The 16,444-nt window shown below is 73.3% G+C and carries 13 protein-coding genes; 7 read left to right on the forward strand and 6 right to left on the reverse strand.

The genetic code is table 11. The annotated features are described in order from the left end of the window. Positions 1-487 precede the first annotated feature (487 nt). The 4 genes from ACIGW4_RS28365 (at position 488) to ACIGW4_RS28380 (ending at position 4,724) form a co-directional block, all read left to right on the forward strand. Positions 488-1,288: an SDR family oxidoreductase gene (locus ACIGW4_RS28365; RefSeq protein ID WP_399583581.1), complete on the forward strand. Its 801-nt coding sequence runs from the start codon at positions 488-490 to the stop codon at positions 1,286-1,288. Between the two features lie 26 nt (positions 1,289-1,314). Beyond that, positions 1,315-2,391: a P1 family peptidase gene (locus tag ACIGW4_RS28370; protein WP_399583583.1), complete on the forward strand. Its 1,077-nt coding sequence runs from the start codon at positions 1,315-1,317 to the stop codon at positions 2,389-2,391. A gap of 73 nt (positions 2,392-2,464) precedes the next feature. Further along, positions 2,465-3,307 (forward strand): DUF6227 family protein, encoded by an 843-nt coding sequence (locus ACIGW4_RS28375; protein ID WP_399583586.1) that lies wholly within the window; start codon positions 2,465-2,467, stop codon positions 3,305-3,307. 343 nt (positions 3,308-3,650) lie between these two features. Next, entirely contained in the window at positions 3,651-4,724 is a 1,074-nt protein-coding gene (locus ACIGW4_RS28380; RefSeq protein WP_399583589.1) for a hypothetical protein, read from the forward strand. Between the two features lie 76 nt (positions 4,725-4,800). Here the strand turns inward: ACIGW4_RS28380 and ACIGW4_RS28385 are convergent, their stop codons facing one another. Further along, positions 4,801-6,333: an MFS transporter gene (locus ACIGW4_RS28385; RefSeq protein WP_123459072.1), complete on the reverse strand. Its 1,533-nt coding sequence runs from the start codon at positions 6,331-6,333 to the stop codon at positions 4,801-4,803. Between the two features lie 62 nt (positions 6,334-6,395). Here ACIGW4_RS28385 and ACIGW4_RS28390 point away from each other — a divergent pair, with 62 nt between their 5' ends. Next, positions 6,396-7,355, forward strand: a complete 960-nt coding sequence (locus ACIGW4_RS28390) for a YafY family protein (RefSeq protein WP_359587782.1) — start codon at positions 6,396-6,398, stop codon at positions 7,353-7,355. Positions 7,356-7,812: 457 nt separating this feature from the next. Here the strand turns inward: ACIGW4_RS28390 and ACIGW4_RS28395 are convergent, their stop codons facing one another. Both ACIGW4_RS28395 and ACIGW4_RS28400 read right to left on the reverse strand, forming a co-directional pair. Beyond that, the gene (locus ACIGW4_RS28395) at positions 7,813-8,814 is read right to left on the reverse strand and encodes an RNA polymerase sigma factor RpoD/SigA (protein ID WP_123459071.1); all 1,002 of its coding nucleotides are present in this window, start codon (positions 8,812-8,814) and stop codon (positions 7,813-7,815) included. 399 nt (positions 8,815-9,213) lie between these two features. After that, the gene (locus ACIGW4_RS28400; protein WP_398712453.1) at positions 9,214-10,002 is read right to left on the reverse strand and encodes a dioxygenase; all 789 of its coding nucleotides are present in this window, start codon (positions 10,000-10,002) and stop codon (positions 9,214-9,216) included. An 81-nt stretch (positions 10,003-10,083) separates the two neighbouring features. Here ACIGW4_RS28400 and ACIGW4_RS28405 point away from each other — a divergent pair, with 81 nt between their 5' ends. Beyond that, on the forward strand, positions 10,084-10,590 hold the full coding sequence (locus ACIGW4_RS28405; protein WP_123459070.1) for a MarR family winged helix-turn-helix transcriptional regulator: 507 nt from the start codon (positions 10,084-10,086) through the stop codon (positions 10,588-10,590). Positions 10,591-10,644: 54 nt separating this feature from the next. Here ACIGW4_RS28405 and ACIGW4_RS28410 read toward each other — a convergent pair whose 3' ends face one another. Together ACIGW4_RS28410 and ACIGW4_RS28415 are read right to left on the reverse strand one after the other, a co-directional pair. Beyond that, positions 10,645-12,186: an MFS transporter gene (locus tag ACIGW4_RS28410; RefSeq protein WP_399583596.1), complete on the reverse strand. Its 1,542-nt coding sequence runs from the start codon at positions 12,184-12,186 to the stop codon at positions 10,645-10,647. A gap of 84 nt (positions 12,187-12,270) precedes the next feature. Beyond that, complete coding sequence (locus ACIGW4_RS28415; protein WP_398712456.1) at positions 12,271-12,933, reverse strand: TetR/AcrR family transcriptional regulator; 663 nt, start codon at positions 12,931-12,933, stop codon at positions 12,271-12,273. A gap of 413 nt (positions 12,934-13,346) precedes the next feature. On the opposite strand from ACIGW4_RS28415, the gene ACIGW4_RS28420 reads away from it, so the two are divergent. Further along, positions 13,347-14,630, forward strand: a complete 1,284-nt coding sequence (locus ACIGW4_RS28420; RefSeq protein WP_359590796.1) for a M6 family metalloprotease domain-containing protein — start codon at positions 13,347-13,349, stop codon at positions 14,628-14,630. A gap of 85 nt (positions 14,631-14,715) precedes the next feature. Here the strand turns inward: ACIGW4_RS28420 and ACIGW4_RS28425 are convergent, their stop codons facing one another. Then, positions 14,716-16,377 carry a class I adenylate-forming enzyme family protein gene (locus ACIGW4_RS28425; RefSeq protein WP_399583600.1) on the reverse strand — a complete coding sequence of 554 codons (1,662 nt, stop codon included), beginning with the start codon at positions 16,375-16,377 and terminating at the stop codon, positions 14,716-14,718. Positions 16,378-16,444: the final 67 nt, after the last annotated feature.

Below are 16,444 nucleotides of genomic sequence, written 5' to 3' on the forward strand. Positions count from 1 at the left end.
GCGGGTCCAGGCACAGGAGCCTCGGGCGCCGGCAGGGCGCGGGTCCGTTGTGCCCACCCGTTCCGCCCCAGCGGAACGACTGCCCACAACGGGGGCGGCGGGGCGCCGCCCGGAGGACGCAGCCCGCAACGGGGCGCGGGGGTGGGCACCGCTCCCGCGGACACACCCGCAACGGGGGTGGGCAGGGGCGCCGCCCCTGTGGGCGCGCGCCCGCGACAGGAGGGCCGGGCGTCCACGACGGGGGTGGGCGCCGCCCCGCGGGTACGTGCCCACGACGAGGCGCGGGGTGTGGGCCCCGTGTCGGTGGGGCGACTGCCCGCAACGGGGCGCGTGGGCGGGCGTCGCGCCTGCGGGTGGCGGCCCGGCCCGCAGGGGGCTGTCAGGGGGCGTCAAGGGGCTGTCAGCGGGTTGTCAGCGCGGGGCGTGAGTGTTCCTTCCGTGCCCCGGGAAACGCCCCGGACCGCAAGGGAAACCCAAGGAGATCGCCGTGCAGCAGCACACCACCACCGCCACCACCGCCACCCGCACCACCCTCGTCACCGGCTCCTCCCGGGGAATCGGGCGGGCGATCGCCCGCCGGCTCGCCGCCGACGGGATGCTCGTCGCCGTGCACTACGGACAGGACGCCGCCGCCGCGCAGGAGACCGTGAACCTGATCGTCCGGGACGGCGGCCGGGCCTTCTCCGTCGGCGCCGATCTGGCCGCGCACGACGGGGTGCTCGCCCTGGTCGAGGGCGTCCGGGCCGGGCTCACCGCCCACACCGGGGAGGCCGCGCTCGACGTCCTGGTCAACAACGCCGCCGCGACCACCTCGGGCGGCCACCTCGCGGACGAGACGCCGGACCGGTTCGACCACGTCTTCGCGGTCAATGTCCGGGCGCCGTACTTCCTCGTGCAGGGGCTGCTGCCGATGCTGCGCGACGGCGGGCGGATCATCAACATCGGTTCGGCCGTCACCCGGATCGCCCTCGCCGACGAGTTGGCGTACGCGATGACGAAGGGGGCGATGGAGACCTTCACGCGCACGCTCGCCAACGTGGTCGGGGAGCGCCGGATCACCGTCAACACGGTCGCCCCCGGCCCGACGCAGACCGCCGGCCTCACCGCCGCCATGGCGGCGATGCCGCAGCTGGAGAGCATGCTGATCGGCGGTCAGGCGCTGCCGTGGGTCGGGCAGCCGGAGGACATCGCCGACCCGGTGGCCTTCCTGGCCTCGGAGGACGGCCGCTGGATCACCGGCACCGTGCTCGACGCCTCGGGCGGCACGTACCTCGGCCCCAAGCGCTGAGCCAAGCGCCGTGGTAGGCAGGGGACATGACACTCCCCGAGGAGACGGACGGGCAGGACGGGATCACCGACGTGAGCGGGCTGCGCGTGGGCCACGCGCGCGTGGGCGGCCCCGGGGCGCTGAGCGGGACCACGGTGGTCCTGGCCCCGGAGGGCGGGGTCGTGGCCGCCGTGGACGTCCGGGGCGGCGGGCCGGGCACGCGGGAGACGGACGCCCTGGACCCGCGGAACGTGGTCCAGCGGATCGACGCGGTCGTCCTGACGGGCGGCAGCGCGTACGGCCTGGAGGCGGCCGCCGGGGTGATGGCCTGGCTGGCGGAGCGGAACCGGGGCGTGCGGGTGGGCCCCGATCCGTCCCACGTGGTGCCGGTGGTGCCCGCCGCGTGCGTCTTCGACCTGGGCCGGGGCGGCGACTTCACGGCCCGCCCGGACGCGACGACGGGTCGCGCGGCGGTGGAGGCGGCCGCCGCGAGCGGGGACCACGCGCGCGTGGAGACGGGCGCGGTCGGCGCGGGCACGGGAGCCGTGGCCGGCGGTCTGCGAGGCGGGGTGGGGACGGCGAGCACCGTCCTGGAGTCGGGGATCACGGTCGGCGCGCTGGTCGTGGTGAACGCGGTGGGTTCGCCCGTCGACCCGTCGACGGGCGTCCCGTACGGCAGCTACTTCGAGCCCGGCCGGCCCGCCTTCCCGGACCCGGCGGTCCACGAGGCGGCCCTGCGGCGGCTGGCGGAGGCCCGGAAGGCGTCCGCCCCTCCCCCGCTGAACACCACGCTCGCCGTGGTCGCGACGGACGCGGCGCTGACCCGGGCCCAGGCGCGGAAGGTCGCGGGCACGGCGCACGACGGCATCGCGCGCGCGGTGCGGCCGGTGCACCTGATGAACGACGGGGACACGGTCTTCGCCCTCGCCACCGGGGCGCGGGAGCTGCCGGAGGAGCCGGGCCCGCTCGCCCTGAACGAGATCCTGGCGACGGGCGCGGACCTGGTGACCCGGGCGATCGTCCGCGCGGTCCTGGCGGCCCCGGGCGGCCTGCGCGGTCCGGGCGGCGACTTCCCCTCGTACGGTGAGCTGTACGGACCGGAGGCAGGCGCGTACTCCCGGTAAGGGGACGGGAGTTGGGGAGAATTCGCGGGAACTTCCCGAGAGGGCCCTTCGTTTTGCCGGAACCCCGGACACGATGTCAGACCCAGGGACTACGTTAAGCAAGCACCAAGTGACATGCGGCGACGGCCTGGAGACCCTCTTGAACGATCCGCAGGATCCTCACGATCCGTACGAGACGACCGAGACGCACCTTGAGCGGCTCCTCGGCCGGGCGCTCAACTCCTTCGACCTGCCCGACTCGACCGTCGAGCGCCTCGGCACGGCGCTCGCCCACTCCAGCGCGCTGCACTCCTCGCACCACAGCGCGTCGTTGCACCGCACGACCCACCGCCACACCTATCTGCTCGCCGACGGCAGCGCGCTCAGTCTCTGGGAGCTCGTGCACAACGCCGGCCGGGACGGCGCCCTGCAGCACGAGCTGTACACGGAGGAGTCGGAGGCGCGGCTCGCCGCCTCCCGTCTCCCGACCGGGCCGCTGCAGGGCTGGACGGCGGAGCGCTCCGACGGCCGCGTCCTCGACGAGGACGACGACCTGGAACCGCTGAGCGCCCTGCTCGCCCGCCCGATACCCGCCCAGCCCCGGATGTACGTGCCGGACAACTCCGCCGACCACGCGCGCCGCGTCCTGCGCCGCGCGGAGAACGCGGACCGGCCGGGTGAGCGGACGGCCCGCCGGCTCCGGCTGGCCTTCGCGCACCACATCACGCAGGCCTTCGGACGCCACTGCGCGGTGGAGGGCGGCCGGGACGCCGGCTTCACCCTCTACGAGCACCAGTTCCTGCTGCTCGACGGCAGCGAGGTCAGCCTCTGGGAGGTCGAGCACACGGCGACGCCGGACGGCCGGCACATGTGCGAGGTGTACGAGGACGAGCACGCGGCCCGCGGGGCGATGGAGTCCCGCTCCCGCGTCCGCTGACGACCGGCCCGTCGCCGAGGCCGAACGCCCCCGCTCCGTCCGTCCAGGGTACGGAGCGGGGGCGGGCCGCTGCCGGGCCCGGGGGCCGAGGGACCGGGTGACCGGGGGGGTACCGGGGGGCCGGGAGGACCGGGGGCCCTACGGACGGGTCCCCGCCCCTCCCCCACGGCGCGCCGGACGGCGAAACCAGGTTCGCTCCCGCGTACGCGCCCATTCGACGGCACCCGTAGGCCGTGGAGTTGATTGCTCCTCAGGACGCTCAAGCCGTCGTGACGACGGTCCGATGACCTGAAACAAGCCGAACAGGCTTGCATTCCTCGATCAGGTTGTTGAAGGAGTACGAGTGCGTCCTGATCCCAGAACCGGGTCCCCCCTGGGGCCGCTCGCCAAGCGCCGCGCCTGGCTCTCCAGCGGGGCCGTCGCCTCTCTCGCCCTCGTCCTGACGGGCATGGCGGGTCCGGCCGCCCCGGCGAACAGCCCCGGCCGGCCCACCACCCTGAGCACCGCCGTCCCGATGACCGACGACGAGTGTCCGGACGGCCCGCCGCACCACGAGGGCCACCACCCTCCGCACGACGTCGGCGAGATCAGGGCGTACGTCGACGGGCAGATCCGGCACGCGACGGACCGCGGGGCGCGCGACCGGGCCGTCCTGACCGACGACGACGGCTACGGCGGCTGCGACGGCCACGCCGGCCCGCCCGGACCTCCTGGACCGCCCGGACCTCCCGGACCGGCAGGCCCGGCGGGGCCCAAGGGCGACACCGGCGCCACGGGTCCGGCGGGACCGGCAGGCCCGAAGGGCGACACCGGCGCCACAGGACCGGCGGGACCGGCAGGACCGGCAGGACCGGCAGGCTCGGTGGGCCCGGCCGGACCGGCAGGAGCTCAGGGACCGACCGGGCCCCAGGGCCCGCAGGGCGTCCAGGGACCTCAGGGCGACACGGGCGAGCAGGGCCCGCCCGGACCGGCCACGTGCAACGACATCGACGCCGTGCGGAACGATGCCGGTCGCGAGTACAAGGCCGCCACCAACAACGGCGCGGTGGCCGTGGGCATCCGGGACCTGACACCCAGGCCCACGAACTTCGTCTGGACCCCTCTTCCCGGGGCCCCGGCCGGCACGTGCTCGGTCTCCGTCGCCGAGCACAACAACGACCTCTCGGTGCAGGTGCTCACCACCGGCGGCCAGGTGTACGAGTTCCGGTGCGTGGTGGTTCCGGGTTCGCCGAACACGCTCAACTGCGCCACCGTCACCACCGACCCCCTGAGCCCCGACTACCCCCGGGGCCGCTGGGTCCTGCTGACGCCGCCGCCCACCGGCCTCCAGCCGACGGCGAAGAACAGCACCAACAGGTTCCTGACGAAGCACGCGCACTCCGGCAGGCCGCACCACGCCGCGAAGGCGCACAAGTGACCTGATGCCGCTGAGGGGCGGTGCGCTCGTGACGCGCACCGCCCCTCCCGGTTCCGACCCTCCCGTCACGAAGGGGTCAGTGCGCGAGCGCCGGCTCCTTCTCGGTCTCCGGGGCGGCGTCCTCCGCCTCGTCGCCGCCGCCCTCCAGGTGCTGCTTCGGCTTCGACGGCAGCGCGAACATCACCAGGAAGATCAGGGCGAGCACACCGGCCGCCCAGCCCAGGGAGTTCTGGAAGGCGTTCGTGAACGCCGTCCCCACCTCGGCCGGGGCCTTGGCGAGCCGCTCGTCGTCGATCTGGCCGAAGAAGACCACCGACACCAGGCCGAGGCCCAGCGCGTTGCCCATCTGCCCGGTCGTGTTGATCAGGCCCGAGGCCGAACCGGCGTGCTCCCTCGGCACCTCCGAGAGCACCGCGTCCGTCAGCGGCGCCACGATCAGGCCCATGCCGAGACCCATGACCACCAGCGGCGGGATCATCTGCCAGGAGTGGATCCCGGTCCCGTACCGCCCGGCCACGAAGAAGTAGAGCAGGATGCCCGCGATCATCGTCAGCGCGCCCGCCTGGAGCACCTTCCGGCCGAAGCGCGGCACCAGCTTCTGCACGGACATGCCCGCGGCCGTCGAGACCGCGATCGAGAAGGGCACCCCGGTCAGACCGGCCTTCAGCGGGCTCCAGCCGAGCCCGATCTGCATGTAGAGCGTCCAGACCAGGAAGAAGATGCCGAGCACGACACCGAAGGTCAGCTGCACCGCGATGCCGGCCGCGAAGCTCTTCACCTTGAACAGCGACAGCTCGACGAGCGGCGAACCGTCCTTCTTCGTCTTGTGCTTCTCGTACGCCACGAGCGCGCCGAAGACGAGCAGGCTGCCGGCCATCATCAGGTGGCCCCAGAGCGGCCAGTCCAGCTCACGGCCGCGCGTCAGCGGGTAGACCAGCATCAGCAGCGCGGCCGTCACGAGGAGCACACCGACCATGTCGAGCCTGAGCGCCTTCGGCGCCTTCGACTCGGTGATGAACCTGCGGCCCAGGATCAGGGCCGCGACGCCGACCGGCAGGTTGATCAGGAAGATCGGACGCCACTCCAGGCCCGCGATGTTCCACTGGGTGAGCAGCGCGCCCAGCAGCGGGCCCGAGACCGCGCCGAGACCGATGATCGCGCCGAACATCCCGAAGACCTTGCCGCGCTCGTGCGCCGGGAAGGTGACGTGGATGATCGACAGGACCTGCGGCACCATCATCGCGGCCGCCGCGCCCTGGAGCAGGCGGGAGCCGACCAGCATCTCCTGGTTGGCAGCGAAGCCGCAGAGCGCCGAGGCGAGGGTGAAGCCGGCGGTGCCGAGGAGGAAGAGGCGCTTGCGGCCGTAGATGTCGCCGAGCCGCCCGCCGGTGATCAGACCGGCGGCGAACGCGAGCGCGTACCCGGCGGTGATCCACTGGATGGCCCCGAACGAGGCCCCGAGGTCCTTCTCGATGCTGGGGATCGCGATGTTGACGATCGTGGCGTCGACCAGGTCCATGAAGGCGGCGGTCATGACGATGGCGAGGGCGATCCAGCGCCGTCTGTCGCCTGCCGCGGCCGCTTCGGTGGCGGCGTCGTGTGAACTCATACGAAGAAGATAGAAGTCATGTAGGTCAGGTCATGTCCTAGATGGAGCGCATCCTGGAAGACATGACGGACACTCCGGCACGACTCCTGAATCTGCTCTCGCTCCTCCAGACGCCGCGCGAGTGGCCCGGGAGCGAGCTCGCCGAACGGCTATCGGTCTCCCCGCGCACCATCCGCCGGGACATCGACCGGCTCCGCGACCTCGGCTACCCCGTCGAGGCGACCATGGGCGCCGTCGGCGGCTACCGCCTCGTCGCCGGTACGGCCATGCCGCCGCTGCTCCTCGACGACGAGGAGGCCGTCGCGATCGCCGTCGGCCTGCGCGCCGGGGCCGGGCACGCCATCGAGGGCGTCGAGGAGGCGTCCGTACGGGCCCTGGCGAAGCTGGAACAGGTGCTGCCCGGGCGGCTCCGGCACCGGGTCTCCGTCCTCCAGAACGCGACGATCCCGCTGGTCCGGGGGGACGGCGCCACCGTCGCCCCGGACACCCTGACGACGCTCGCGAGCGCGGTCACGGGGCACGAGCGGCTGCGGTTCGGCTACCGGGCGGGGGACGGCGCGGAGACGAGACGGCTCGTGGAGCCGTACCGGCTGGTGTCGACCGGGTGGCGCTGGTACCTCGTCGCGTACGACCTGGGGCGCGAGGACTGGCGGACCTTCCGGGTCGACCGGGTGAGCGAGCCGCTCGCGACGGGGGCGCGGTTCGCCCCGCGGGAACTGCCCTCGGGCGACGCCGCGACCTATATGGCCCGCTCCATGGCGCGGGCCCACGGCGAGGTGGACCTCGACGTGTCGTTCGCCGCGCCGGCCGAGTTCGTCGTGGCGCGCCTCCCGTCCCACCTCGTGCCGGTGGCCACGGGGCCGGACCGCTGCCGGCTGCGGGCGCGGGTCGCGGACTCGGTGGAGTGGCTGGCGCTGCGGCTCGCGCTGATGGACGTGGACTTCACGGTCCACGGGCCGGAGTCCCTGATCACGTACATGCGGGACCTGTCGACGAGACTGGCGTCAGCAACGAACCCCTGAACGACCACACCCCCGCGCTCCCGTCACGGACGCACCCGCGAGGCGGCGCCCCCACCGTTGTGGGCGTCCCCCCGCCGGGGCGGTGCCCCCGCCGCCCCCGTTGCGGGCGCACCCGCCGGGCGGTGCCCCCGCCCACCCCGTTGCGGGCTGCGCCCGCCGGGCGGTGCCCACCCCCGCGCCCCGTTGTGGGCAGTTGTTCCGCTGGGGCGGAACGGGTGGGCACAACGGACCCGCGCCCTGCCGGCGCCCGAGGCTGCTGTGCCTGAACCCGCACCCCAGGTGCACCCGGCTCGTGGTGCGGGTCCAGGCTCGGAACGCGGAGGCGCCGCTGAAGGGCGCCGTCCCGTGTGCCCACCCGTCCCGCCCCAGCGGGACGATTGCCCACACGGAGGTGGGCAGGGGCACCGCCCCGCAGGGCGCGGGCCCACGGGGGCGCGGGCGGCAGGCGGCGGGGCGGCTACGCCACCGCGTCGAAGCCCGTGTCGCGTGCCATCTTCTTCAGTTCCAGCAGCGCGTGCTTCTCGATCTGACGGATCCGCTCGCGCGTCAGCCCGTGCTCCTTGCCGACCTCCGTCAGCGTCCGCTCGCGGCCGTCCTCGATGCCGTACCGCATCCGGATGATCGACGCCGTCCGGTGGTCGAGCTTGTCGATGAGGTCGTCGAGCTCCTCGCTGCGGAGCAGGGTCAGGACCGACTGCTCGGGCGAGATCGCCGACGTGTCCTCCAGCAGGTCGCCGAACTGGGTCTCGCCCTCGTCGTCCACCGACATGTTCAGCGAGACGGGGTCGCGCGCCCAGTCCAGGACGTCGGTGACGCGCTCGGCCGTCGAGCCGAGCTCGGCGGCGATCTCGGCGGGCTCGGGCTCCCGCCCGTTCTCGCGGTTGAACTCGCGCTGCACCCGCCGGATCCGGCCGAGCTCCTCCACCAGGTGGACGGGGAGCCGGATGGTCCGGGACTGGTCGGCGATGGACCGGGTGATGGCCTGGCGGATCCACCACGTGGCGTACGTGGAGAACTTGAAGCCCTTCGCGTAGTCGAACTTCTCGACCGCGCGCACCAGGCCCGCGTTCCCCTCCTGGATCAGGTCGAGCAGCGGCAGCCCGCTGCGCGGGTAGCGCCGGGCGACGGCGACCACGAGCCGCAGGTTGGACTTGATGAAGAGGTCCTTGGCCCGCTCGCCCTCGGCGACCAGCGCTTCGAGCTCCTCGCGGGTCGCCCCGCCGGCCTCGCTCTCCACCTCTCCGTCGAGGATCTCCTGGGCGTAGACGCCCGCCTCGATCGTCTGGGAGAGCTCGACCTCCTTGGCGGCGTCGAGCAGGGGCGTGCGCGCGATCTCGTCGAGGTACATGCCGACCAGGTCGCGGTCGGCGATCTCCCCGCCCACGGCGCGAACGCTGCTTGCCCGTGCGGCCCCGCTCTGGGCGGAGGTCTGACGACGGGCGACGGCACGGGTTGCCATGCGTGCTCCCTTGCTGAGTAGGTCGCGACACCCTTGCGGGTGCCCTGCATCCGACGGAAACAACGACTGGAATCAGGACAGAATTCCCACCCGGCACATGGATTTTCGCGATCATGCAGTATCCTGCGCCGCCGCCACCTCTGTGGACATACCGCGTGTACCCACGGAGGTGCAGGTCAGACCGGGCACGGAGGGTGGAAAGGCGCCTTTCGCGCGGCTCCCGACCACGCCGTCGGTGAGACCGCGATCACATGCGGCGCCACCCCTTCAGACGCCGCGACCCGATCTCCGGTTGCCTCCACCCGGCAGGCCCACCGGTCAGGCCCGCCGGACACATTCACCCGCCTAGTCCCGCCGGACAGGCCCGCCGGACAGATCCACCGGACAGACCCGGGCGGCTCAGCCGAACTGGACGGACCGCTTGGCGAGCCCCATCCAGAAGCCGTCGATCACCGAGCGCTCCGCGTCGAGGTCGCCGGCCGCGTCCGCCGCGCCCATGGTGACGAAGAGCGGGGCGAAGTGTTCCGTACGCGGGTGGGCGAGGCGGCCGGCGGGCGACTTGTGCTCGAAGTCCAGGAGGGAGTCGACGTCGTGCGCGGCGAGCGCCTCGCTGCCCCAGGCGTCGAACTCGGCGGACCAGCCGGGGACGCCGGGTCCGGTGTGGCGGAGGGCGGCGAGGTTGTGGGTGAAGAAGCCGCTGCCGACGATCAGGACGCCCTCGTCGCGCAGCGGGGCGAGCCTGCGCCCGATGTCCATGAGCCGGCGCGGGTCGAGGGTGGGCATGGAGATCTGGAGGACGGGGATGTCGGCGCCGGGGAACATCTCGACGAGCGGCACGTACGCGCCGTGGTCGAGCCCCCGGTCGGGGATGTCCTGCACGGGGGTGCCGGGCGCGCGGAGCAGCTTGCGGACGGCCTCGGCGAGCCGCGGGGCGCCGGGGGCGGCGTACTGGACGCGGTAGTAGTGCTCGGGGAAGCCCCAGAAGTCGTAGACGAGGGGGACGGTCTCGGTGGCGCCGAGCGCGAGCGGGGCCTCTTCCCAGTGGGCGGAGACCATGAGGATCGCCTTGGGGCGCGGCAGGCCGGCGGACCAGGCGGCGAGCTCGCCGGGCCAGACGGGGTCGTCGGCGAGCGGCGGGGCGCCGTGGGACAGGTAGAGGGCGGGCATCCGTACCGGTGCGGTGTCCATGACGGCCTCCATTCTTGAAACTTCAAGCTTCCAGGTGCAGCGTAAACCTACATAGTTCAACTTTCAAGAATGAGTCGTACGATGGGAACCATGGGAGACATGACCGAACCCCGCTGGCTGACCGACGAGGAGCAGCACGTCTGGCGCGCCTACCTGCATGCCACCACGCTCCTGGAGGACCACCTCGACCGCCAGTTGCAGCGCGACGCCGGGATGCCGCACGTCTACTACGGGCTCCTCGTCCAGCTCTCCCAGGCCCCCCGCCGCCGGCTGCGGATGACCGAGCTGGCCCGGAGCGCCAAGATCACCCGCTCCCGCCTCTCCCACGCGATCGCCCGCCTGGAGAAGAACGGCTGGGTGCGGCGCGAGGACTGCCCCTCCGACAAGCGCGGGCAGTTCGCCCAGCTGACGGACGAGGGCATGGAGGTCCTCCGGCGGAACGCGCCCGGCCACGTGGCGGCCGTCCGCCAGGCCATGTTCGACCGGCTCTCCCCCGAGCAGGTGGAGCAGCTCGGCGTGATCATGCGCGTCATGGCCGAGGGCCTCGAACCGACGGACGCGGACGCGGACCTGCCCTGGCTCCGCTGAGCTGCGGAGCCAGGGCAGGCCACGTACGGATCGCGGTCGGTGCGCTCAGTGCGCTCAGTGCGCGATGACCGGCACCTTCACCTCGTCGGCCGCGTCCGCGTCCGCGCCCCCGCCGGACCGGGCGACCGGGCCGGTCCCCGGCTTGCCGGTGTTGATGAACACGAAGGCGATCGTGGCCGAGACGGCCAGGATGCCGACCGCCCACCAGATGGCCGCCGTGTATCCCTCGACCATGCCCTGGAGCTGGAGCAGCTTCTGCGCGGCCGGGGTGGTCGCGCCGGCGGCGTGGTCGGTCAGGTAGGCGGTGGTCGCCGAGGCGGCGATCGTGTTCAGCAGGGCCGTGCCGATGGCGCCGCCGACCTGCTGCGAGGTGTTGACCATCGCGGAGGCCACACCGGCGTCCCGCGGGTCCACGCCCAGCGTCGCGAGCGACATGGCCGGCATGAAGGCCGTGCCCATGCCCAGGCCGAGGAGCAGCTGCGCGGGCAGGATCAGCCCGGCGTACGAGGAGCCGACCTCCAGCTGGGTGAGGAGCAGCATGCCGACGCCGGCGGTCAGGAAGCCCGGGGCCATCAGGAACCGCGGCGGGACGCGGGTCATCAGGCGGGTGCCGATCTGGGTCGAGCCCGTGATCATGCCCACGATCATCGGCAGGAACGCGAAGCCCGTCTTGACCGGCGAGAACCCCTTCACGACCTGGAGGTAGTACGTCAGGAAGAGGAACAGGCCGAACATCGCGATGACGGCGAGACCCAGCGACAGGTAGACGCCGCCGCGGTTGCGGTTGGTCACGACGCGCAGCGGCAGCAGCGGGGACTTCACCCGCGACTCGGTGAGCGCGAAGGCGAGGAGCAGCACGCCGGAGGCGACGAAGAGGCCGATCGTGCCGGCGTCGCTCCAGCCCGCGGACTCGGCGCGCGTGAAGCCGTACACGAGCGAGACGAGGCCGAGGGTGGAGAGGATCACGCCGGGGATGTCGAGCGGCGAGCGGTTGCGGCCGCCCGCGGGCTCGCGGACGACGAGGTACGCGCCGACGGCGGCGACCACGGCGAACGGGATGTTGACGAAGAAGGTCCAGCGCCAGTTCAGGTACTCGGTGAGGAAGCCGCCGAGGATCAGGCCCACGGCGCCGCCGCCACCGGCGATCGCGCCGTAGATGCCGAAGGCCTTCGCACGCTCCTTGGCGTCGGTGAAGGTCACGGCGAGCAGCGAGAGCGCGGCGGGCGCGAGGAGCGCGCCGAAGGCGCCCTGGAGCGCGCGGGCACCGAGCATCATCGCCTCGCCGGTCGCGGCCCCGCCCAGGGCGGAGGCGGCGGCGAAGCCGATCAGACCGGTGACGAAGGTCCGCTTGCGGCCCCACAGGTCGGCTATGCGGCCGCCGAAGAGGAGCAGACCGCCGAAGGCGAGGGCGTAGGCGGTGATGACCCACTGCCGGTTGCCGTCCGAGATCCCCAGGTCCTGCTGGGCGGAGGGCAGGGCGATGTTCACGATCGTCGCGTCGAGCACGACCATCAGCTGGGCGAGGGCGATGAAGATGAGGGCTTTCCAGCGGCCGGGGTCGGCCTGGACCGCGGTCGTCTCGGGGATTTTCGGCATGGGGGTAGCCACCTCTTGGCGCGTACTGGTGAAAAAAGGACGTAAGGGAGTGTGGGGCGGGTGGGGCGGAGGGCGCCGGTCAGGTCACGACGAACAGGAGTCGCGCCTCAGGTCCTCCAGGGTCGCGGCCTTCCCGGGCAGCTCGGAGCGGGCGGGCGCCTCCAGGCCGTCGAGGAAGATCCGCAGGTGTCGATGGGCGAACTGGTCGAGGGACGCGCAGCCCGTACCGGGCAGCGGGCGGGTCAGCTGGGAGAGCGCCACCATCAGGTCCCCGACGCCGACGTCGGCGCGGAGCCGTCCGGCCCGCTGCGCCCGGTCGACGAGGCCCCGGACGGCCTCCTCCAGGCGGTCGCGCTCGGCGATCAGGTCGGGGTGGTCCTTGTCGAAGGTGCCCTCGAGCATCGGACACAGGGCCCCGACGCGCTCGTCGGCGGCGCCGTGGACGAAGCGGCGGAGGGCGGCGAAGCTGTCGCCCTGCTCTTCGGCGGCCCGCTCGGCGACCTCGATGACGCGGCCCATGAGCGAGAGGACGACCTCGTGGACGAGGTCGGCGCGCTCGGGGAAGTTCCGGTAGAGCGTGGCGTTCCCGACGCCGGCCCGGCGCGCGACCTCGTCGTACGGCACCTGGGAGCCGAACTCGACGAACATCTCACGGGCCGCCGTCACGATCCGCTCGCGGTTGCGCAGGGCGTCGGCCCGCGGGCGCGGTACGCGACGGGCGGGCGCGGTGCCGGGGGTGCTGGTCACGCCACGACCTCCTCACAGTCGTCCAGGGATGCATCCGGTTCGCCGGGGGGTGCATCCGATCCAGGGCTCAGGGTTCAGGTGACGCATCCCCGGGAGACGCGCCCTCAGGGGCGCACCTTCTGAGGGCGCACCCTTAGGGGCACATCCGGTCCCAGGGGATACATCCGGCCCCAGGGGACACATCCGGGGAGTGAATCCCCACTTGCTTCGACACAGGCGTAAACGGGGACTGGGTCCCCGGTTATTTCCCGGCCCTTCTGTGACCTGCCTCACATTACGTCGGCCTCCCGGAATACCCACGATCGGGCCACCCGGCGCGCGCGCCCGGACCCCGCGCTCCAGGCTGAATCGCACAGCGCGGACCCACGGAAGGGGGTTGCGGCGCCGACCTGCCCCCACCGGAGAGGCGACGCATGGAGCACCCCCGGCAGCACCCCCGCCGACGGATACGCAGACCCGTCGCCCTGGCGGCGGCCACGGTGCTCTCCCTCACCCTGCTCGCCTCGGCGAGCACCACCCTCCCGGGCCCCGCCCCCGCCTCGGCCGGCCCCGTGGCCGCCGCGCCGACCGGCGCGCAGCTGGGGCCGTGCCGCATCACCACCACGATGGGCGTGCAGATGTCGGAGGGGCTGCCCACCGCCCCCGGATACGTGCGCTCCACGGGCCGCGTCAGGGCCCTCAACCTGATGATCGACTTCTCCGACGCCCCCGGGGACGGGACGGCGATGGGCCGCTTCCGGGAGTTCTTCCCGCAGACCGCCGACTGGTTCCGCACCAGCTCGTACGGGCGGCTGCACTACCAGGCCGAGGCGCCGATACCCGACTGGCTGCGGATGCCCCGACCGTTCTCCTCGTACGGGATCGAGCGCGGCTCACCGTACGAACCGGGCTACCGCTCCCTCGTCGAGGACATCGTGAAGGCCGCCGACGCCCGGGTGGACTTCAGCGCCTACGACCTGGTCAACGTCCTCGTCACCCCGAACGCCGGGCCCTCCGCCCTCGACACCGTCCTGTCCGTGACCTTCTCCGGAAACGACGACGCCCCCTACGCCGACGGCGTTCCGCTCGCCAACACGTCCTTCGTCTACAGCCGCCAGGACGACGGCTCCGGCAGCTTCGCCGAGACCGGCTACCGGGTCCTGCCTCACGAGAACGGCCACGTCTTCGGCCTGCCCGACCTCTACACCTCCGACGGCGGCGGCACCGTCGGGCACTGGGACATCATGTCCGAGGACTGGGGCGCCAACAACGACCTCCTCGCCTGGCACAAGTGGAAGCTGGGCTGGCTCGACAACGACCAGGTCAGCTGCGCGTCGAAGCCCGGGACCGGGGACTACAGCCTCACCCCGCTCGCGGTGCCCGGGGGCCCCAAGCTCGCCTTCGTCCCGCTCTCCGGCACCTCCGGCTACGCCGTCGAGGTCCGCAGCAAGGGCGGCAACGACGAGGCTGTCTGCGAGCAGGGGGTCCTCGTCTACCGGGTGGAGTCCGACGTGGACACCGGCCACGGCCCGGTGACCGTGGCCGACAGCGACCGGGCCAGCGGCGGCTGCACCCGCCGGGCCAACGTCCACGCGGAACTGTCGGACGCGCCGTACGGCCCCGGCGAGAGCTTCACGGACCACGCCAACGGCATCCGGATCACCGTCCTCGACGAGGACGAGACCGGCGCGTACCGGGTCCGGATCACCCGGCGCTGAGGCCTCCGAGTCCTCCGGCGCACTCGGCACGGGCCCGGACCACCGCGCGACGGGGCCTCGCTCCGGCTCGCCGCGCGGGTCCGGATCACCCGGCGTCGAGGCCTCCGAGACCTCCGAGGCTTCCGGCGACCGCGTCCCGCAGCTCCCGCTTGAGGACCTTCCCCGTCGGGTTCCGGGGCAGTCCCTCCGTCCGTACGAGGATCCGGGCGGGCACCTTGAAGGCGGCGAGGCGCTTACCCACGTGCGCCCGCAGCGCCTCGGCCGCCCCGCCCCCCGCGTCCGCGCCGGGCCGCAGCCGCACGACGGCCACGACCTCCTCCCCGAGCAGCGGATGCGGCACCCCGAGCACGGCGGCGTCGACGACGTCCGGGTGCTCGTGCAGCACGCCCTCGACCTCGACGCAGTACACGTTCTCGCCGCCGCGGATCACCATGTCGGTGAGCCGGTCGACGATCGCGACCCGCCCGTCCGCGTCGACGCGGGCGAGGTCACCGGTCCGGAACCAGCCGTCCGGGGTGAAGGCGGCACGGGTGGCGGCCTCGTTCCCCCAGTACCCGCGGATCAGACACTGCCCCCGCAGCCACAGCTCCCCCACGCCCTCGGCGTCGGGCCGGTCGATCCGCACCTCGGTGACGGGCGAGGGCCGGCCGACGCTCCCGGGATGGGCCCGGTACTCGGCGCCGACGTTCGCCAGGACCCCGCCGCAGGTCTCGGTCAGCCCGTACCCGTTCCGGGGCTCGATCCGCTCCCCGTACCCCTCGGTGAGTCCCGCGACGATCCCGGGCGGGGCGGCGGCGCCCCCGGTGCTGAGGAGCACGAGGCTCGTCAACGGGTCCCCCGTCCTCCGGGCGAGGTCGAGCAGCTGGAGCGCGGTGGTGGGAACCCCGGCGAAATGGGTGACGCCCTCGTCCCGGATCAGCCCGAGGGCCCGGTCCGCGTCCCACTTCCGCATCATCACCAGGGTCCCGCCGGCCGCCATGACGGTGTAGAACGACGTGAAGGCGGCGACGTGGAAGAACGGGAACGTGGTCAGGGACACCATCGCCGGACCCGTCCCCTGCACCTCCCCGCGCGCGAGGGCCGCGGCGGCGGCGAAGTACCGCGGGTTCATGGCGGCCCCGACCTGCGCGCGGTGCGTGGCGACGGCCCCCTTGGGCCGGCCGGTGGTGCCGGAGGTGTAGATGATGGTGGCGTCGTGCTCGGGCAGGACGTCGACGGGCGGCGGCCCCGGCAGGGGATCGGTGTCGGCGACGTACGCGGCGAAGCCCTCCTCGGCCTCCCCCCGGAAGACGATCCCCGGCACGCCGCTGCGCGCGGCCCACGCCCGCACCCGCCCGACCCGCTCCCCGTCGACGAGCAGCACACCGGGCGAGCAGTCGTCGAGCGCGTACGCGAACTCCTCCTCGGTCCACCAGGCGTTGAGCGGTACGGCGACGAGCCCGGCGAGCTGAACGGCCCAGAAGGCGATCTGCCACTCGGGCAGGTTCCGCATGGCCACGACGGCCCGGTCCCCCGGCCGCAGCCCGTACTCCCCGACGAGCCGGCGCGCGAGCCCGCAGGCGGCGTCGAAGAACTCCCGGTAGGACATCCGCACGCCCTCGGCCACGAGGAACGGCCGGTCCCCGTGGCCCCAGGTCACCTCGACGAACTCGCGCAGCGTCCGCGGCCCGCCGGAGTACACCCCGTCCTCGACCGCGAAGGGCGCCCCGGGCGCGAGGAGCCGCTCCACCCCACCTGCCGTCGCCACCAGGACCTCCCGTCCGGACCGGAGAACACGAGCGGCCACCGGCCGGGCCGGCGGCCGCTCGTCATCC

This window comes from Streptomyces sp. NPDC053513, assembly GCF_044544765.1.
In the GTDB taxonomy this organism is placed as follows: domain Bacteria; phylum Actinomycetota; class Actinomycetes; order Streptomycetales; family Streptomycetaceae; genus Streptomyces; species Streptomyces litmocidini.